We start from the raw sequence: 18,911 nt of genomic DNA, 5'->3' as shown, positions 1-18,911 counted from the left end.
GGATGAGACGACGGTGGTGGAGGGTTCGGGTGACCCGGACCAGATCGCCGGTCGGGTCAGCCAGATCCGTAACGAGATCGAGAAGTCGGACTCGGACTACGACCGTGAGAAGCTCCAGGAGCGTCTGGCGAAGCTCGCCGGTGGGGTCGCGGTCATCAAGGTCGGTGCGGCCACCGAGGTGGAGCTGAAGGAGAAGAAGCACCGCATCGAGGACGCGGTGTCGAACGCGAAGGCCGCGGTCGAGGAGGGCATCGTCGCCGGTGGTGGCGTCGCGCTGCTCCAGGCGTCGATCACCGCCTTCGAGAAGCTCGACCTGTCCGGCGACGAGGCCACCGGCGCGAGGATCGTGGCGCTGGCGCTGGCCGCCCCGCTCCGCCAGATCGCGAGCAACGCGGGCTTCGAGGGCGGTGTCGTCGTCGAGAAGGTCCGGGACCTGCCGGTCGGCCACGGACTCAACGCGGCCACCGGCGAGTACGTCGACCTGATCGCCGCCGGCATCATCGACCCGGTGAAGGTCACCCGCTCGGCGCTGCAGAACGCCGCGTCGATCGCCGGCCTGTTCCTCACCATCGAGGTTGTCGTGGCGGACCGTCCGTCGGTTGGTGGCGCCGGCGCCGGGGACGGCGCGGATGCCATGGCTGGTATGGGTTTCTGACCTGCCGGCCAGCCGCACCGCGCATCCACGCCGAGCACAGCGCTCGCGTACCCGCCGGCCGACTCGGTGTCGGCACGTGACCGGAAGGTGGGCCTCCGTGCCCCTCCGCTACGGCTTTCTCAGCACCTACCCCCCGACACAGTGCGGCCTCGCCACCTTCACGGCGGCGCTGTTCGACGAACTGACCAGCACGGCGCCCGGCGCCTCCAGCGGGGTGGTCCGGCTGCTCGACACGCCCGCGGGCCCCGGCCCGCGGCCGGCCGCCGTCGTGGGGGACCTGGTGGCCGGAACCCCGGGCGGCCCGCGCCGCGCGGCGCGGCTCCTGAACGGTTTCGACGTCGTGGTCGTGCAGCACGAGTACGGGGTCTACGGCGGCCCGGACGGCGACGAGGTGATCGAGGTCCTCGACAACCTCGAGGTGCCGGTGGTGGTCGTCCTGCACACCGTGCTCGTGCGCCCGACCCCGCACCAGCGCGAGGTCCTGGAGGCGCTGGTCGCGTCCGCGGACGCGGTCGTCGTGATGACCGAGACCGCGCGGGTCCGGCTGGTCGACGGGTACCGGGCCCACCCGCACCGGGTTTCGGTCATCCCCCACGGCGCGGCCGAGAACCGGCGCGCCGCGCCGGCGCGGTCCGCCCGGCCGACCGTCCTCACCTGGGGCCTGCTCGGCCCAGGCAAGGGCATCGAATGGGGCATCGCGGCGATGGCGGAGCTGGCCGACCTCGACCCGGCTCCGCGTTACCTCGTCGCGGGCCTGACCCATCCCAAGGTGCTCGCCCGGGAGGGCGAGGCGTACCGCGACGGGCTTGCCGCGCTGGCCGGTCGGCTCGGCGTGACCGATGCGGTCGTCTTCGACCACCGCTACCTCGACCCGGGATCGCTCGCCGAGCTCGTGAGCGGCGCCGACGTCGTCCTGCTCCCCTACGACTCCGTCGACCAGGTGACCTCCGGCATCCTCATCGAGGCGGTCACGGCGCTGCGGCCCGTCGTCGCCACCCGCTTCCCGCACGCGGTCGAACTGCTCGGCGACGGCACCGGCCTGCTCGTACCCCACGGTGACGTGGCGGCGATCGCGGCGGCGGTGCGCAGCATCATCACCGACGACGGCGTCGTCCGCGGGCTGGCGAGCGCCACCGCCGCCCACGCACCCGAGCTGCTGTGGCCCGCGGTGGCCCAGCGCTACCGCCGGCTGGCGGCCGGGTTGGCCGCCCGCACCGGAAGCAGGCCGGGCGTCGCGCCCGCGTCCCAGCGAGCTCCTGGGACGGTGCCCACGCCGACGCCGACGCCGACGCCGACGCCGACGCCGACGACGGCTACGGCGACCGCGACCGCGACCGCGACGGCGAGCCGGTGACGGCCGCGATCTCGTTCAACCATCTTCTCCGGCTCAGCGACGACATCGGCCTGTTCGAGCATGCGCTCGGCTCGATCCCACGCCGGGAGTACGGCTACTGCGTGGACGACGTCGCGCGCGGGCTCGTCGTCCTCTCCCGCGAGCCGTCGCCACCGCTGGAGCTCGTCCGACTGCTCGAGCGTTATCTCATCTTCGTGCTGGCGGCGCAGGCGCCGGACGGGACGATCGTCAACCGGCGGGACACCGAGGGTCGCTGGCTGGACAACCCCGAGGTCGGCGACTGCTGGGGGCGGGCCCTGTGGGGGCTGGGCACCGCGGCGGCCCTGGCGCCCACCTCGCGGCTGCGGGCAATGGCCCGCGACGGGTTCCAGGCCAGCGCCGCTCGGCGATCCCCCTGGCCGCGGGCCATGACCTTCGCCGCCCTCGGCGCCGGCGAGATGCTGCTCGCCCACCCGGACGACACCGCGGCCCGCGCCCTGCTCACGGACGCCGTCACCGCGATCGGCCCGATCGGCGACGATCCCGCCTGGCCGTGGCCCGAGCCCACACTGCGCTACGCCAACGCGGCGGTGCCGGAGGCGCTGATCCTCGCCGGCATGTGCCTGCCCGACTCCGCGGCGCTCGCGGACGGATTACGGCTGCTGGCCTGGCTGCTCCACGTGGAGACCCGAGGCGGGACGCTGTCACTCACCCCCGTCGACGGCCGGAGCCCCCGCGGTGATCGCAGGCCCGGCTTCGATCAGCAGCCCATCGAGGCCGCGGCCATCGCGGATGCCTGCGCGCGGGCCCACGCGGCGACCGGCCGGAACCGGTGGCTTACCGGTCTCGGGCGGGCGCACGGGTGGTTCCTCGGCGAGAACGACAACGGCACCCCGCTGATCGACGTCGCGACCGGCGGTTGCCACGACGGTCTCGAACCCGAGGGATGCAACGCCAACCAGGGGGCGGAGTCCACCCTCGCCCTGCTCTCGACAGCGCAGCACGCTCGCCGCCTGCTCGCGTCAAGGACCCCGTGACCTTGGAGTCCGACCCCGTGACCTTGGAGTCGGACCTGGTCACCCGGCATCCACTGACGCTGACCGCGGACCCCGGCAGGGTCATCGCGAAGCTCTTTCTGCCCGGCGAGGAGGGCGGCGAGCTGCACTCCCGGGCCGCGGGCATCGTGGCCAGGGTGCTCGCCCTGGGCGACGACGAGGTCGACGGCCTCGCCGCGACCCTGCTCGACCGGTTCGGGCCGCGTCACCGGGACTACCGGGGCATCCTGACGCGGCACGCCGCGATCGTCGCTCCTCGGGTCCGGACGCCGGCGGAGCTCTCGCCGGCGCGCACGCTGCTGCTCGGCGCGTGCTTCACCGCCGAGTACGCGGTGGAGGGCGCGGCCGTCACCAATCCCTCGGCGGTCGCGCACCCCGACCAGTCGGGGCTTCCGGCCGGCGCGCTGCGGCTGGCGCTCAGCCTGCGCGCCGTCGGCGAGGGGCACCTGTCCTCGATCGGCTTCGCGGTCGCCGTGATCGGCCCGGGTCCGGCGGTGCGACTGGAGCCGCGCACCGGCCCGCTCACCACGGGCATGGCCGTGCCGGTCACCTGGGAGCACGGTCGGCTGCGTGCCCTGCTCATCGACCACGGCCTCGACGACGAGGTGACGCGTTCGGTCCTCGACGCCCTCGACCGGAGCCTGGCGGGCGGTGACCTCGAACAGGCCTTCGCCAGCATGCCTGCGGATCTCCTGCGCCGTCCCCAGGCCGCCGGCATCCTGGCCGGGATCCGGTCCGTCGCCGGAACGCTGCGAAGAGTCGAGTTCCCGGCGGACAGCGGTCTCGCGCAACGGGTGCTGTGGCCCACCGTCGCCAGCGAGAGCAAGGGAATGGAGGACGCGCGGTTCGTCCGCTTCACCGCGCCGGACGGGACCGTCGACTACCGGGCGACCTACACCGCCTATGACGGCACCGACATCCGGCCGCGGCTGCTCACCAGCCCCGATCTGCGGACGTTCACGACCTCGCCGCTCACCGGCCCGGCAGCCCGGAACAAGGGGATGGCGCTGTTTCCGCGGCTCGTCGGCGGCCGTCACCTCGCGCTCTGCCGATCCGACGGGGAGACCACCGGTCTGACCGCCTCGGCTGACGGGCTGGTCTGGGAACCGTTTCGCCCGGTCCACGAGTCGACGGCGGCCTTCGAACTCATCCAGGTCGGCAACTGCGGTTCACCCATCGAGACGTCGGCGGGCTGGCTCGTCCTCACCCACGGCGTCGGGCCGATGCGCACCTACACGGTGGGAGCGATCCTGCTCGATCTGGCGGACCCGTCCACCGTGGTCGCGGCACTGCCCGAGCCGCTGCTCACCCCGATCGCGACCGAGGCCGAGGGCTACGTCCCCAACGTCGTCTACTCCTGTGGCGGACTGGTCCACGACGGCCGGCTGTGGCTGCCTCACGGGATCGGTGACTCCCGGGTCGGGATGGCGAGCGTGTCCGTCGACGCCCTGCTCGCGCGGATGATCCCCCGGGCCTGACCTGACGGGCCTGACTCGATGGGCCTGACCCCCGGGGGGGGCTGGCCCGAACCGCGGAACCTGTCAGCCGAGGATGCGTCCGTAGACGGCGAGATAGTCGGTGACCATGCGAGCCGTCGAGAACCGCCGGCTCGCCCTGGCCCGGCAGGCGGCACGGTCGAGGCCGGCGGCCCGATCCACCGCGGCCGCCGCCGCAGCCGGGCCGTCGACCAGGAACCCGGTCACCCCCTCGTCGACGATCTCCGGCATGGCCCCACGCGGGTAGGTGACGACCGGTGTGCCGCAGGCCATCGCCTCCACGACCGCGAGGCCGAACGGTTCGTCGAACGCGATCGGATGGAGCAGCGCCGCGGCGCACCCCAGCACCTCGGCTCGCAGGGACGGTCCCACCGGCCCGAGGTAGCTCACCGCGTCCCCGTCGACGTGGGGCAGTACCTGCTCGGCGAAGTAATGCTCGTCCTGGACGATCCCGCAGATCACCAGCCGCCGGCCGGCCATCCGGGCGATCTCGATGGCTGCCGCGGTGCCCTTGTCGGGATGGATCCGGCCGAGTACCACCAGATCCTCGCCGCCGGCCGCCGAGAACGGCAGGGCCGCCAGGTCGATGCCGTGGTGCACCGTCGCGACATAGTCCAGTTCAGGGCTGCGATCGGCGTCGGAGATGGACACGTAGGCGGAGGCCGCCCGGCTGTAGGCGGGGAGGATGCGCGGGTCCGAGAACCCGTGGACCGTCGTGACCATCGGGGCCCGGACCTGCGCCGCGAACGCCAACGGCAGCCAGTCGAGATGACTGTGCACGAGATCGAACTCGCCGGAGCGGGCCAGCGCATGGGACACGTGCAACGCCTCCCACACCCGGCCGTCGAGCGCCGGGTCCTCGGCGTACCCGTGCGGGCATACGCCCTCCAGCTTCCCGGCCGTGTGCGAGTCCAACGTCGCGAACAGGGTGACATCGACGCCGCGCGCCACCAGACCCTCCGCGAGGTGGCTGGCGATCTGCTCCCACGGGCCGTAGTGCCGCGGCGGGGTGCGCCACGCCACCGGCGCCAGCATCGCAACCTTCACACCGTGCCCCGTGTCGCCCTGTCGATCACCATGCTCAACCGCCTCGAAGCCGGGAGTCTCCACGGACCGTCCGCGAGCAGTATGGGCCTGCCTCGCATCCCGTTGGACAGGCGAGGACATACGAGGCGCGTCGCGACTTGTCCCGATGCGGAGCCGGTGGGGAGCCGATCGGTTACGATCCGATTGGATCCAGGGCCGGAGGTGATCCAGTTTGGCGGAGCCGGGAACGTCTGCGCACTACGAGCGCCTAGCCGGCGCCTATGACGAGAACTGGACCTACAGCGACGCCTTCCTCCATTGGATGGCGCGGGAGATGTCCGAGGCGCTCGCGCTGACCTCACGGGACCGGATCATCGATATCGGCTGCGGAACTGGGCTGTACACCCGTGGCGTCCTTGAGCTGATCCGACCGTCGACGCCGATCCTCTGTGCCGACCCGTCCGAGGCGATGCTGAGCCAGCTTCCCGTGGATCCGGGGCTTCGCCCGGTATGTGCGTCGGCCGAGCAGCTCGCGGGTGTGGACGGGTCCGAGGCGGAGTTGGCCGTTGAGCCTGGATCGGTCGACGCGGTGATGGTCAAAGAGGCGATTCATCATGTCGCCCCGACCGCCCGGGCGCGGGTCGTCGCCGGGCTCGCCGACCTTCTCAGCGCTGATGGCCGTTTCCTCATCGTGATGTTGCCGACCCGGATCGCCTATCCGCTTTTCGACGCGGCTCTGGAACGCTTCGAGGAGCTGCAGCCGGATCCGTCCGATGTCGCGGACCATATGCGGGACGCCGGGCTGTCCGCCAGTCTCGCCTACCGCGACTACCCGTTGACCATCCCGAAGGATCGATATCTCGCGATGGTGCGGAGCCGGTACATGTCGTTGCTCTCGACGTTCGATGATGACGAGATCCAAGCGGGTGTGGCGGAGATCGATGCCCGTCACCCGGAGACGGTGCTGTCCTTCCCGGACCGTTTCGCCTTCGTGCTTGGCATCCGGAGGAGGTCCGTCTCGTGACGGAGACCGTTGATGACCGGCTTCATCGGCTGCAAGGCGAACTGAACGGCCATGACCGAATCGCGCGACATCTCGGGCTCGATTTCAATCGGCCGATCAAGTCGTTGGGTGACGGCTATCCCGAGAACACCGTATCGCTCGTCGGAAAGATAGCCGAACGGTTGCTGAAGCAGCTTTGGACACATCACGACGTTCCGGGGGATCCGTCCGGGCGGGCACTGAACGATTTAATCAAAGGCTGTCGGCCGCATATCCGCAGCACCAACGTCATCAACGCGTTCACCGACATTCAGCGGCTCCGGAACCGATCCTCGCACGATGGCTACGAGATCGCAGAGGAAGACGGTCTCCTCGCGGTGCGTCGGCTCCTTGACGTCCTCGACTGGTTCACCAGTACCGATGTCACCGCGATCACCGGGGACGCGCCCAGCCTTGATCCTTTCGTCGAGCAGCGGGCCGAGTTCCTCTCGGGACTCTACGCGACCCTCGGTTACAAGGCGATCAAGCGGTTCGAGCTGTCCGAGAGTACGGTCTACCAACTGTTCTGTCGGCAGATGGGGTTGCAGGCCGAGTATGTTGAGATCATGCTCAGTCGCAGTCTGGAGGAGTTGACCCAGCTTCTCGTCGCGACCGGCGGAGAGCTCCTCAACACCCAGCTTCCGAAGCACACCCGGTTCCTGATCGTCGAGGATGAACCGTCCGAGGACGTTGCACCGTTCGCGGACGGTGAGATCAGTATCGTGGCCTATGAGCGGTTCATCGAGAGAATCGTCGATGTCCCGTCGCACCTGTCCGAGCTGGCGCTCAGTTATCCGCACACACAACCGCGCGATGGCGCGCCGCTCAGGATATCCGCTGACGTTCTGGAGGCCGACCAGCATACCGGCGAGATGACGGTCACCGCCACGTACGATGCGGGAGAGATACTGCGCCGCCTTGCTGGGACCTCGGCGAATATCCTCGTCATCGGTGGTCCGGGGAGCGGGAAAACGACGCTTTTGAAAAGATTGGCGGCGGACGGCTCGATACCGGCGCGTCACCGCTACCGTTTCTATCTGGACATGAGCACGAAGGAGTCGGGCGAGGATTTCGGGGATTTCGTCACCCGGATCCTCCATCCATACATGACGGTCCCGCGGAACCGGGTCTTCGACGTCTTCCTGTACCTGATTCGCGCTGGGTCCGTACTGTGCGTGCTCGACGCGATCGATGAGGCGGTGCCGAACACGAGCCTAGAGGCCTTCCTCGGCGTCTTCTCCGACGTCGCGCAGGCCCTGTCCGCCGAGTCGACGGTCGTGATGTCGTCGCGCTACTCGTTCCTCGCCGACTCGCCCGAGGTTCGCCGGCTGCTCAACAGCTCATCGCTGATTTCTGAGCGGCTCGTGCAGCAACTGCACGCGGGCGGGGTCGATCCGCTGGAGCTTCCCCGGTTCAGCGTCGTCCGGCTTGGTGACCTGAAGCTTCGCACGGACGAGCAGGTCTACTCGGTCTCGCCGCTGGAACTGCGACTTGCCCAGCAGACCGGCCGGCTCGCCCAGGGAGCCGCGGCCTTCGCGGGCGGGCTCCTGTCAGATCTGGTGGCGGCCCGAGTCGACCAGGTCCTGAACTCGGTCGGGCACGCGGACCTCCTGCCGAAGCTGGAGGGCTATTTCGGTCCGGCGTTCCTGGCCGACCAGGCGGTGTTCAGCCTGGCCGACATCTGCACCCACGCGGGCATCGAGTGCTTCACCGAGGGACGAGTCACGTGGGAGACGTTCCTGCTCGCGCCCCTGTTCCGCCCGACCGGACCGGGCACGGTGGCGCTGGTGCACACCGTCTTCCAGGAGTACTTCGCGGCTCGCTACCTGCGAACGGCGGCCGGACGGCGGGCCGCGGCCGGCAACCCCGAACCAATCCTGACCGAACAGGTCCGGGAGTTCCTCGTCCACCTCGGCGCCGAGGCCATCCCCGCGCCGCCGCAGACCCTGCCGGTTGGAACCTACCTGGTCGGGCCGAGTCACCGCCTACTGCTCCGCACGATCGACAGGCCGGTGCTGTTCGACGAGTTCCCGGTGACCGTCGGGCGGTACAAGGCGTTCCTCGCCGCGGTCGCGGAGCAGGGTTGCGCGCAGTGGGACCACCCGGACACCCCTTCCGGCCACAGCCATGAGCCCTGGCAGGAACGGCTCCGAAACCCCGAGTACTTCACCGATCCGGCGTATGACGATCATCCGGTGAGCTGTGTGAACTGGTGGAGCGCTTACGCCTTCGCCCGTTTCGAGGGTAAGCGGCTCCCAACCTGCGTCGAGTGGGAGGTTGCCGCCCGCGGCACGGACGGTAGGCTTTTTCCCTGGGGCGACGACCTCGATCTGGCCGCGGTCAACTGCGCCGACTCCTGGAGCGGTCGGCCGCTGGTGACCTACGAGGTGTGGAAAGAGGAGATCGACGGCGGCCGGCTGCGGGACTGCGCCCCGACCGCGGTCACCGACCATCCCGCGAACCTGTCGCCGTTCGGGGTGCGCGACATGTCCGGCAACGTTTGGGAGTGGACCGAGACCGTTTTCGACGGCATCAACTCGGCCGTCATCTGCGGTGGCTCCTACGACAACCCGTACCGGGCCGTCCAGACCTCGTCCAAGGCGCTGTACCTGCGGCGAGGCAGCAGCAACGCCGTCGGGTTCCGCTGCGTACGGGAGGTTTGATGACCACGACCAGCGCGCCTGACAGCGGGCAGCGGTTCGGCCGGATCGTCGATCGTCAGCCGCTGGGCAGCGGTCCCCACCGGGTCACCGCGACCTATCTCGTTCGCGACGACGAGAGTGGAGAGATCCACGGCTTCGACTACAGCGACATCGTCACTGAAGGATTCCGCACGATCATCATCGGGGAACGGGTGCGGTTCGAGGTCGACCCGCCCACCGGTCGCGCTCACTTCGTGATCAGGCTTGATCTGCCGGAGGTCGACGAATTCTATCGGTAGACCCGACGGGCCGGCATTCCTTCGTCGCCGTCCATCCCGCCTCGATCATCGGCACGCCGGACTGGCCGGAAGGCCCCCTGCCGTTGCGGCATCAGGAGACGCGGGCCACGGCCGCCGTCCGCAGCACCTATTTCAGCGCCGCCTGCGCCCGTATTCTCTACGGAACGCAGGACCGCCCCAGCCGCTGGCATCGGCTCGGCGACGAGGCCGCCGGCCCGCTGTTCGGAGTGGAACTTCTCCTGCCCAGCGCCGAACGCCCGGACCGGGCCTTCGCGATCTTTCACGTTCGGGCCGACGGGTCGGTGCTCCTCGACGTCCTGCGCGCCGTCGCCGGCCGACGCGGCAGCACCGCGGCACCCCCCGACTTCGCTGCGGTCCTGCCGTCCTGGGCCTGCCTCGCCTCACCGGCGAGACCATTCACGGTCGCGTTCCAGACCTTCCCGACCGCCGACCCGCCGCCACCCCCGGACGCCGTCCGCATCGACTCGTGGACGACCGCGGACACCTGGCTGTGGCACCTGGCGTCACGCACCACCAACACGGACTTCCCACCCGATCCCGAGCATGCCGATCAGCTCCTCGACGGCCGCGTGATCCTCTCTGCCGACTGGCGCGGTGTGGTCAACCGGGACGGCGCCGCGTTCGTCGGGCTGCGACCCGACCGCGGAGCCGAGGACATCTACTTCGGCTTCGCCCAGCTCTACGCCCACACCGCATACCTTGACGCCCTGCTCGTCGGCATGATTCAGAACGCCAACATCACCGAGATGATCGACGAAGCCGCCCGCGCCTTCGAGGCCGACGACCTTCCCCGCCACCTCGCCCGGCTCGAGGCGCGCGCCGCCCGGTTCCGCAATATCTACTGGCTGCGTGACACCAGCAATCACGGACCCGCGAACACCATCCTCACCGCCTACCAGGAACAGCACCACCTGCCCGAACGGTTCGACGCCGTGCTCACCGAGATCGTCGACCTGACCCGGATCGCCCAGACACAGGAAGGCCAGCAGGTCGGCGCAGCCCTTGGCGTCCTCACGGTGATCGGCCTGCCTTTCGGCGCCGCGTTCGCAGTGCTCCAGGTCCTGGGCACGAACTCGGCACTCGCCCTGGCCATCGGCGTACTCGCCGCCCTTGTCGGTTCCGGCACCCTGCTCCTCACCCGCTTCGGCCGTCTCCTCCTCCGCTCCCTGCGCAACTCCGAATGATCATGGTTTCGGAATGCTGTCATAGGTGTCGCTATCCGGCGTGTGCTATCGTGCGGCAATTTCCGGTCACGAAGTCGACACCAGCTCGTCCGTAACCCGCACGTCGGGCGGCGATACGGTGGCGCACCTCGACGGAAGGTAATGGCGGGACGGCCGGCAGCCGCGGCTGAGGATATGCGGCCTTCGGGGCGGCTGTGGGAGAAAGACGGGGGTCTCCGTGCACAGGATCTTTTCGCGGTCCATGACCGGGAATATGAAAGACGATCGTTGTGGCGGTTGACGGTGGGGGCCGATCGTCCCGGGCCGGACGCCGGCCTCGCCCCGGCCGAAGAACACTGTTTCCCGGCATAGCGGACCTGCTCGCGCTCATCAACGTGCTGGTGCGCAGACCGGGACGCGGCGAAGCGCCCGTCACCACCCGCAGGCTGCGGCGACGTGACGGGATACGCCAGGGTCTTCCCATCCTCTCTCTCGTGGACGAGTACGACGCGGAAATCCCCGCGTTGATCGCGGAATCCCTGGCGGACGCCCGACCGGGGCGCGTTCCGGTCAGCCGCTACTCGTTCGCGCCGCGGCTTCCGCGCCAGACGCACCCGGACGACCCGCCGGAGCCCAGCGATCCGCCGGAGCCCAGCGATCCGCCGGGGCCGGATGGTCCGCATGCCCGCACCGCGGTCGACGAAGTCCTGCCCGTTCTGCGGCGCATACGCGCCGAGCTCGGTCGGGAAAGCGTCGGGCGCATCCGCTTTCCGCGTTACCGGCTCGTCGGCTGGCTGCTCGCCCAGTCCTTCGCCGACGAGGACGCCGACCGGGACGCCGACCGGGACCGGGTGCTGCTACAGAGGCTGCGAGAACGGGAACGCAGCCGCCGGGACACCGCCGGTGGCGACCTGCCCGACCTCGGTGGGACCGCCGCCAATCTCGCGGTCCGGTGGCTGCGGATCCTCACTCCCCGGGTCTGGTTCCGGCTGAAGGTGACCGGACGGCTGCCCGGGCCGTTCGGCGCGGAGTTCGCCTGGCTGCGGGTCGAGGCGCACCGCGCCCGCAACGGTCCCGAATCCGTCCTCGCCTTTGCCGAACGGCTGTGCGAAGCCACCGCCCAGAACCGCGCGATCCAGGAGTTTCATGCGAAGCTGCTGGTCGGCGCCTTCCTGGCGGATCTGCGGCAGGCATACCGGCGTCGGCGCCTGCGCGCGCTGCGCCGGACGGCCTACCCGGTGGCCCTGCTGGAGGGCGTCGACGAGCGCAACGGCGGATTCCGTTTCCTCGACCTGCTCAGCGACGTCCGCAACGAGACGGCGCTGTTCGATCCGCTGCTCGTCATCGCGGTCAGCGACTCGGTGCCCCCGCGGCTGCGTGGATGTTCCCTCGAGGACCCCTCCCGGCCGACCGGGATCGACGCGCCCCTGCAGAGCTACGAGGACTGGAGCGGGCGTCTGGCCAACGACAGCAGAGAGAGCCTGTCGACGGCCTGGTACCTGTCCTTCGTCATTTCCACGCCGCTTCCGGTTCCCGACGACGTGGCACCCGGCGCGGACACCCTGCAGACCCGGTACTTCCTGGAAACCCGCAACGCGCTGGAAAGGGCGCGACATTTCACCCTCGACCCGCCCCCGCTGTGGTGTCGACGCTGGTTCATCCGCGTCGCCGCCGTCCTGATCGCGGCGGGAGTCCTGCTCGGTGCCACGATTCCGCTGCGGATCTCCAGCCAGGACGACGCGCGCTGGCGCACGGCGCACTGCGGCCTCGATCGCCACCATCCCGACGCCGCGACGCTGAGCATGATCGGAAACGAGTGCGTCGGTCTGAGCGAGAACCGATACCCCTTTACCGACCCGCAAGGCACCCTGGTCCCGGTGGAACAGCAGATCTATCAGCAGAACAAGGACGCGGAGACGCAACACAAGAAAAATCCGTCGCGCCCCTACGCCGCAATCGTCTACCTGCTGGGGCTGACCTCGAGCGGGCCGCCCGCGGGCTCGTTCACGTCGGAACGGAGCGAGCTCCTCGGCGTCGCGGCGGCCCAGCACGCCCAGCTCGGCGCGGGCACCCACGACGGGCCACTCACCCGGGTGATCCTGGCCAACGGCGGCGAACACGTGCAGCACGGACCGGCGGTCGCGGACATGCTGAGCAGGCGGTCCCGTGAAAGCCCGCCGGTCGTGGCGGTGCTGGGCCTCGATGAAAGCCGAGACAAGACCGTGGAGACCATCCGGAGGCTCACCGTCACCGGGATCCCGTCGATCGGTGTGACCCTCTCGGCGGACCGCCTCGCCGACGCCTCGAAGATGTACTTCCAGGTCTCACCGCAGAACCGGCGGGAGGTCGCGGTGGGGGCCGCGTTCGTCAAGAACGTGCTGGCCTCCCGCGCCGGACTGGCGCCCGAGGTGCGGATCCTGTACTCGGCGGACCCCAGTGACGACTACAGCAGCAACCTCGCCGCGGACGCCGAGAAGCTGTTCGGCGCCCCGGGCGTCGGCTTCAGGATCGAGGCCACCGAGGCCTTCGCGCCGGACAGTTGGACGTCCGCGGAGCATGTCGACGCCCCGTCGGCAGACGACGTCGGCAGGCAGGCGTGCGGCTTTCCGGGGGTGATCTTCTATGCCGGGCGGAACATCGACTTCGAGACGGTGCTGCACAGCATCAACCTGCACTGCCAGTCGGCGCCACCGGTCATCATCGGCAACGACGCGATCTCCCGTTACGTGGCGGAGGCGACGAAGCGGCGAGAGTTCCCCGCGGTGCCGTACTACTATCTATCCTTCTCCGCCGACAAGGAGCCGTGTGAACCGGAAAGCGCTCTCTACGCCGAACTGAGGGGTATCTTCCCGGCCGAGTGTGGGCCGAACAACGACAGCTTCCTGGACGGCAGCACGAGCCTCGCCTACGACTCCGTCCAGACCGTCGAGGGCGCGCTGCGCAACATCGCCGCCAGCCAGGTACCCATCGGCCCCGCCGCGATGTGGCGGGAGCTCAGCGACATCCACGGGGCCAACGCCATCGACGGGGAGAGCGGGCTGATCGACTTCGGCGGTCGCCTCGAGCAGCAGACGCCGACCGACAAGTTCATCGCCGTCATGGAGGTCGTCGACGGCGGCCTGCCGCAGAGCCGGGCCTCCTGCGGTCGCAGGCACGGCTGGCACGCGAACGCCTGGTGCCCCGTCGGGGGCTAGGGGTGCTGGACGTCGGCGCTCGGCTGGCGCACGGTGAACCGGGCGGGTGCGGTGGGCGGCAGTGGCAGACTGATCGATGTGCATGATGGTGACGCCAGGCCGGTGACGGGACCGGGCCGCGCCGGGACCGGCGGGGNCGGCGGGGNCGTCGAGGCCGNCGNNGNNNNCCTCGACGCGGAGCCGCTGTTCGCCGAGCCGGCGAGCCTGAGCATGCTCGCCCGGCTGACGGGACGGCAGCTCGGGTTGCCCCTGCAGGTTCCGAGTGTGTCGTTTCGGCGGCTCTGGCTGCTCGCCTTCGTCTCGGAATGTGCCGCTACCGACGGCGGCCTCGATGCCATGGCCTCGGTCGTCGGGCAGATGGATGGTCGGGGGCGGGTGTACCGGGTGGTCGACTCGCTTGTGCGCGGCGCCGCCGGGCGGTCTTCGGCCGCGAACGGGCAGCGGCGGAAGCCTCCGTTCCCCGGGCCCGCGTCGGGGAGTCTGACCGTCGGTGAGGCAACCGCCCTCGCCGACGTCTACAGCGACCCGGCCGCCGCGCGCCGGCTGCTGGAGCGCGCGGGGCTTCCGTACCGCCGCCAGCCCAGGCCCGAGCGGAGCAGCGAGGCGTTCTGGTCGGAAGTGAACCGGCTGGTCATCGATGGTGCCTTCCCGGATGGGCGGGTGCGCATTCTTCGGGAAGCCGCGGCCGACTACCCGGCGAATCCCTGGTTCTCCGCCGGCTGAACCAGGCCGCCAGGGTACTAGCTCAGACCCTCGCGGGCGCTCGCCCGGACATGCAGGTCTGGGCCGATCCAACGAGCGAGCTCCAGCCGGCCGTGCGGGTCGACCAGCCCCGCAGCGCGCGGAGCACTCGGTACGACGTTCGTACCAGTTCGGGGCACTCCACGAGGGCCGGCCCCGTCCGACCGCGGGCATGGTCGGCCGGGGCTCAGCGGGTCAGGGCGGCGTGCATCTCCCAGACCAGGACCTCGGCGGGCTCGACGCCCGTGACCCGCTGGCCGCCGACGCCGGTGAACCGGACCGCGTCACCGGTGTGCAGCGGGCCGGCCCCCTCCAGCGTGACCTCGCCGCGGGCGACGAACAGGTGCAGATAGGGGGCGTCGGGTAGCTGGACGCTCTGCCCGGCACCGAGCCGGGCGACGTGCAGCGCGGCGTACCTGTTCCTGATCCGGATCGCGCTGGCGCCGTCGTGGCGTTCCATCCCGGACGCGACGGGGACGAGTCCGCCGCCGAGGAGCTCGCCGTCGATCTCGAGCTGCTCGTAGCCCGGGGTGATGCCCTGCTCGTCGGGCACGACCCACATCTGGACGAAGTGCACGGGCTCGTCGTGCGGGTCACCGCCACCGGCGAGGCGCCAGGCGTCGTTCTTCTCCGAGTGCAGGATGCCCCGCCCGGCACTCATCCGCTGCGCGAGCCCCGGGTAGATCACCCCGGAGTTGCCGGTGGAGTCCTGGTGGACCAGCGAGCCGCGCAGCACCCAGGTGACGATCTCCATGTCGCGGTGCGGATGGGTCTCGAACCCCGCGCCGGCGCGCACCGTGTCGTCATTGCTGACCAGCAGCAGCCCGTGGTGGGTGTTGGCCGGGTCGTAGTGGTGGCCGAAGGAGAAGGAGTGCTTCGAGTCGAGCCAGTCGATCTTCGTCGTCGGGCGCTCGGCGGCGCGGCGGATGTCGACCGTGGGCTGCGGTGTCACGTTGACCATGATGGACCCTTCTCATCTCCATGACGCGTCATCTAAACTTGATGACGTGTCAAGCAACTCTGGGGTCGGCGCATTCCCGGCCGAGCCCGTGCGATGGCTCGACGAGCGTGAGCAGCGGGTCTGGCGTCGGTACCTGCTCATGACGAGCCAGCTCACCGCGCAGATGAACCGTCAGCTCGCCGCCGACGCCGGGCTCTCGCTGGCCGACTACGAGGTCCTCGTCCGCCTCACCGACGTCCCCGCCGGGCGTCTTCGGGTGACCAGGCTCGCGCGCGAGCTGTCCTGGGAGCAGAGCCGGCTGTCCCACCACGTCTCCCGGATGGCACGCCGTGGTCTGGTCGCCCGGGAGGAGTGCGCCGACGACGGCCGCGGCGCCCTGGTGGCGCTGACCGAGCAGGGGCGGGCGGCGATCGAGCGCGCCGCACCGGCGCACGTCGCCTTCGTCCGGGCCGGTGTCTTCGACGCCCTCACCGACGCCCAGGTGGACGCGCTCGACGCCATCCTCGGTTCGATCCTGACGGCTCTCACTCAGTAGCGGGTCGGGCATCCTCGCGGGTCGTGGTCGTGGTCGTGCCGTCGAGTGCCGGCGGAGGTGCGGGGTAGTCCCCGGGAGAAGGTCCCGAGGCGATGGGGGAATCATGACGGAGTTCACCAAGGGAGACCGGGTGCGCTGGTCCAGCCATGGCGGCAGCGCGACAGGTGAGGTCGTCCGCCGGATCACCGGCGACACCGAGGCGGCCGGGCGGACCGTCCGGGCCAGCGGGGACGAACCGCAGTATCTCGTCCGTAGTGACAACGGTGGCGAAGCCGTGCACAAGCCCGATGCGCTGACGAAGATCTGACCGGCGGAGCCCCTGGCCCCCGCCGCCTGGCTAGCGACCCACTCGCTCCAGTTACGGTCGGCCCGTTCGGCCGCGGTCTCGTTCCTGGCCCGCGCGACGCCGCCGTCGTCCTCGCCGACCCGGTCTTCCGTCACCGCCGCACGGTAACCGCCGGACCCGGGAACCTCCGGCCCCGGCAGGGAACCCGGCCACGTCACGAACACCTCGCTCACCCGGGTAAGGCGATCGGGCCGGGGTAAGAGCGGACGGTGACCGATTCCGCTCCCGCCGTCCTGTTCGACCTCGACGGCACTCTGGTCGACACGAACTACGCCCACGTGCTGGCCTGGTTCCGGGCGTTCCGGCAGGAGCGGCACCCGGTCACCATGGTCGCCGTCCACCGCCATGTCGGGATGGGTTCCGACCAGCTCCTGGACGCGCTGGCGCCGGATCGGGACCGCCGCCGTGACGACATCCTGACCGCCGCCCACACCGAGCACTACGCCGGTTTCCTCGGCCTCGTCCAGCCGCTGCCCGGTGCCCGGGAGCTGGTGCGGGAGGTGGCCCGCCGCGGCGGGCAGGTCGTGCTGGCCACCTCGGCGCCGGCCGACGAGCTGCGGGCGCTGCGCGAGGCCCTCGACGTCGACGACTGCCTGAGCGCGGTGACCTCCTCCGCCGACGCCGAGACGTCGAAGCCGGCGCCGGACATCGTCCAGATCGCGCTGGAACGCTCCGGTGTCGACCCGGCCGACGCCGTGATGGTCGGCGACACCCGTTGGGACGTCCTGGCGGCGGCCCACGCCGGGATACCCTGCGTGACGGTCCTGTCCGGCGGCATCGGCCGCGACGAGCTACGCGAGGCCGGGGCCGTCGCCGTCTACACCGGACCGGACGACCTGCTGGCCCACCTCGACGACTCCCCGATCGGCCGGCTCCTGCGCGGCGGGGCTGTCAGTGCCGGCGGTCGGCGAGAAACGTTCCGCTCATCGTGACGTCTACTCGATCACCCGCCGGGTCACAGGAGTCACGTCCGCCCGCTCGATCGGGCCGCCCGGCGGGTAACCGCCATCTGGACCCCGGCCGGAGGGCAGCCACCGGGCCTCGCCACCGGCAAACCTTGTACTGCGCGGGCCCGGCTGCATCACCTCCGCTCCCGCGACGGCCACGAGGTCGATGCCCTTCGACCTCGATGACCGCATCTGGGCGCTGCCCATCAGCGCCCTGTGGGCAGCCCGGACCGATGAGCGCCGAAGCCGCCCCGCGTCCCGGCCGACGTCGCCGTGCCCTGCAACGGCTGCCCGGAATGGGCCTAGGCTGAACGGGTGACCGTCGTGAAGATCAATGCCATCGAGGTTCCCGAGGGCGCCGGCCCCGAGCTGGAGAAGCGCTTCGCCAACCGCCTGCATGCGGTGGACGGCCAGCCCGGCTTCGTCTCGTTCGAGCTGCTGCGCCCGGTGAAGGGCGACGACCGGTACTTCGTCGTGACCCACTGGGACAGCGAGGAGTCCTTCCAGGCCTGGCTCACCGGCCCGGCCATGGAGGCACACTCCGGCGAGCGCGCCCGTCCCGTGGCCTCGGGCTCGTCCCTGCTGGAGTTCGAAGTCGTCCAGCGTTCGGTAGCGGGCGACTCTGCGTAGAACTGACCAGCGCACAGCCCCGGGTCTGGTCGACCAAAGATCATCTTTGGGGGCCCCGCGTCCCGGTGAGTGGTGGCGTTCACCGCCGAACTGCCCTGCCGTGACCAGACCGTCGCCTACAACTGCCTGCACCAGGCCATCGCCGTGGCCGAGATGAACGCCAAGTCCAAGACCTAGTGGCGGGTGCGTCGTCAGGGACTTGAACCAGACCTGCCCTCCGGGCTGGAGTTCACCACGGCCTACGGCGATGTCGACCTGGTCATGGTCTATCGGATGCGCCGTCCGGAGGCGCTCTTTCGGCGGGACCTGCTGATGTTGCAGGGCTCGGTGTTGCCGATGCCGAATGCGGTGCCGGGCCGGGCGCGGTGGATGACGTCCGGTGAGCAGGAGGCGTACAGGGCCGGTTACGCCGAGGCGCTGACCACGGTGCGGCTGTTTCTGAGCCGTCTCGCCGGGGTCGACCCGGAGCCGGGTGATGCTTCGGCTGCGTCGCGAGAAGTGAGTGGTGTGTACCCATGGCTACCTGAAGCACTCCGGCGGACCGGCCAGATTGGCTGAAATGCCTGATGGGAGCGGGTGCGCCGTCAGGGACTTTAACCCCGAACCCGCGGATTAAGAGTAGCCAGCGCGCCGTCCACGGACGTCCACCGATATCCACCATGTCGGCGCGACCTGGGCTTCGACGCCGGCCAGTGTCCGCCGGTGTCCACCGACGTCCGCAGGCTCGGGTACAGCGGTGGATACACGGGGCCCCGACTCCACGGCTGCCGGGAGAGCAGACGCGTCAGGCACCAACCTGGCCCGGTTCGAACGGTCGACAGATCT

The 18,911-nt window shown here is 70.3% G+C and carries 17 protein-coding genes; 15 read left to right on the top strand and 2 right to left on the bottom strand.

Translation table 11 applies throughout. The annotated features are described in order from the left end of the window. The 4 genes from FF36_RS20580 to FF36_RS20565 form a co-directional block, all read left to right on the top strand. Nucleotides 1-655, top strand: a 655-nt coding sequence (locus tag FF36_RS20580; protein WP_044886773.1) for a TCP-1/cpn60 chaperonin family protein, incomplete at its 5' end; no start/stop codon positions are given. 97 nt (nt 656-752) lie between these two features. Next, nucleotides 753-2,009 carry a glycosyltransferase gene (locus FF36_RS20575; RefSeq protein ID WP_082122090.1) on the top strand — a complete coding sequence of 419 codons (1,257 nt, stop codon included), beginning with the start codon at nt 753-755 and terminating at the stop codon, nt 2,007-2,009. Then, nucleotides 2,006-3,025: a hypothetical protein gene (locus FF36_RS20570; RefSeq protein WP_044886771.1), complete on the top strand. Its 1,020-nt coding sequence runs from the start codon at nt 2,006-2,008 to the stop codon at nt 3,023-3,025. Before FF36_RS20575 ends, FF36_RS20570 begins: the two co-directional genes overlap by 4 nt. 17 nt (nt 3,026-3,042) lie before the next feature. After that, entirely contained in the window at nt 3,043-4,521 is a 1,479-nt protein-coding gene (locus tag FF36_RS20565; RefSeq protein WP_044886770.1) for a glycoside hydrolase family 130 protein, read from the top strand. Nucleotides 4,522-4,584: 63 nt separating this feature from the next. On the opposite strand, the gene FF36_RS20560 is transcribed toward FF36_RS20565, so the two are convergent. Then, nucleotides 4,585-5,574, bottom strand: a complete 990-nt coding sequence (locus FF36_RS20560; protein WP_044886759.1) for a glycosyltransferase family 4 protein — start codon at nt 5,572-5,574, stop codon at nt 4,585-4,587. A gap of 223 nt (nt 5,575-5,797) precedes the next feature. Between FF36_RS20560 and FF36_RS20555 the strand changes: the two genes are divergently transcribed. The 6 genes from FF36_RS20555 to FF36_RS20530 form a co-directional block, all read left to right on the top strand. Beyond that, nucleotides 5,798-6,589 (top strand): class I SAM-dependent methyltransferase, encoded by a 792-nt coding sequence (locus FF36_RS20555; RefSeq protein WP_044886758.1) that lies wholly within the window; start codon nt 5,798-5,800, stop codon nt 6,587-6,589. Beyond that, nucleotides 6,586-9,270 carry an SUMF1/EgtB/PvdO family nonheme iron enzyme gene (locus tag FF36_RS20550; RefSeq protein ID WP_044886757.1) on the top strand — a complete coding sequence of 895 codons (2,685 nt, stop codon included), beginning with the start codon at nt 6,586-6,588 and terminating at the stop codon, nt 9,268-9,270. The genes FF36_RS20555 and FF36_RS20550 overlap by 4 nt, the downstream gene beginning before the upstream one ends. Next, the gene (locus FF36_RS20545; RefSeq protein WP_044886756.1) at nt 9,270-9,548 is read left to right on the top strand and encodes a hypothetical protein; all 279 of its coding nucleotides are present in this window, start codon (nt 9,270-9,272) and stop codon (nt 9,546-9,548) included. Before FF36_RS20550 ends, FF36_RS20545 begins: the two co-directional genes overlap by 1 nt. Nucleotides 9,549-9,631: 83 nt before the next feature. After that, on the top strand, nt 9,632-10,753 hold the full coding sequence (locus tag FF36_RS20540; protein WP_052681259.1) for a hypothetical protein: 1,122 nt from the start codon (nt 9,632-9,634) through the stop codon (nt 10,751-10,753). Nucleotides 10,754-11,133: 380 nt separating this feature from the next. Continuing rightward, complete coding sequence (locus FF36_RS20535; RefSeq protein WP_206778468.1) at nt 11,134-13,926, top strand: type 1 periplasmic-binding domain-containing protein; 2,793 nt, start codon at nt 11,134-11,136, stop codon at nt 13,924-13,926. A gap of 167 nt (nt 13,927-14,093) precedes the next feature. Next, nucleotides 14,094-14,649 (top strand): effector-associated domain EAD1-containing protein (locus FF36_RS20530; protein WP_206778467.1); only part of this gene is annotated, 556 nt, incomplete at its 5' end. Between the two features lie 205 nt (nt 14,650-14,854). Here the strand turns inward: FF36_RS20530 and FF36_RS20525 are convergent. After that, entirely contained in the window at nt 14,855-15,628 is a 774-nt protein-coding gene (locus FF36_RS20525; protein WP_044886752.1) for a pirin family protein, read from the bottom strand. A 46-nt stretch (nt 15,629-15,674) separates the two neighbouring features. Between FF36_RS20525 and FF36_RS20520 the strand changes: the two genes are divergently transcribed. The 5 genes from FF36_RS20520 to FF36_RS20495 all read left to right on the top strand — a co-directional run bounded on the left by FF36_RS20520 (nt 15,675) and on the right by FF36_RS20495 (nt 18,644). Further along, on the top strand, nt 15,675-16,163 hold the full coding sequence (locus tag FF36_RS20520; protein ID WP_242419286.1) for a MarR family winged helix-turn-helix transcriptional regulator: 489 nt from the start codon (nt 15,675-15,677) through the stop codon (nt 16,161-16,163). 103 nt (nt 16,164-16,266) lie between these two features. Beyond that, on the top strand, nt 16,267-16,470 hold the full coding sequence (locus FF36_RS20515; protein ID WP_044886751.1) for a hypervirulence associated TUDOR domain-containing protein: 204 nt from the start codon (nt 16,267-16,269) through the stop codon (nt 16,468-16,470). A 248-nt stretch (nt 16,471-16,718) separates the two neighbouring features. After that, on the top strand, nt 16,719-17,441 hold the full coding sequence (locus FF36_RS20510) for an HAD family hydrolase (protein ID WP_044886750.1): 723 nt from the start codon (nt 16,719-16,721) through the stop codon (nt 17,439-17,441). A 330-nt stretch (nt 17,442-17,771) separates the two neighbouring features. Beyond that, on the top strand, nt 17,772-18,086 hold the full coding sequence (locus FF36_RS20500) for an antibiotic biosynthesis monooxygenase family protein (RefSeq protein WP_044886748.1): 315 nt from the start codon (nt 17,772-17,774) through the stop codon (nt 18,084-18,086). 183 nt (nt 18,087-18,269) lie between these two features. Beyond that, entirely contained in the window at nt 18,270-18,644 is a 375-nt protein-coding gene (locus FF36_RS20495; protein ID WP_052681258.1) for a hypothetical protein, read from the top strand. Nucleotides 18,645-18,911: the final 267 nt, after the last annotated feature.

It is taken from the genome of Frankia torreyi (assembly GCF_000948395.1).
GTDB lineage: Bacteria > Actinomycetota > Actinomycetes > Frankiales > Frankiaceae > Frankia > Frankia torreyi.
The sequence above is the reverse complement of the archived record's forward strand: the minus strand, read 5'-3'. Positions and strand labels throughout refer to the sequence as shown.

Bases quoted from the DNA above. Each gene is read 5' to 3' on its own strand.
- FF36_RS20560 (WP_044886759.1), bottom strand. From the start codon at position 5,574: ATGCTGGCGCCGGTGGCGTGGCGCACCCCGCCGCGGCACTACGGCCCG.
- FF36_RS20545 (WP_044886756.1), top strand. From the start codon at position 9,270: ATGACCACGACCAGCGCGCCTGACAGCGGGCAGCGGTTCGGCCGGATC.
- FF36_RS20525 (WP_044886752.1), bottom strand. From the start codon at position 15,628: ATGGTCAACGTGACACCGCAGCCCACGGTCGACATCCGCCGCGCCGCC.
- FF36_RS20515 (WP_044886751.1), top strand. From the start codon at position 16,267: ATGACGGAGTTCACCAAGGGAGACCGGGTGCGCTGGTCCAGCCATGGC.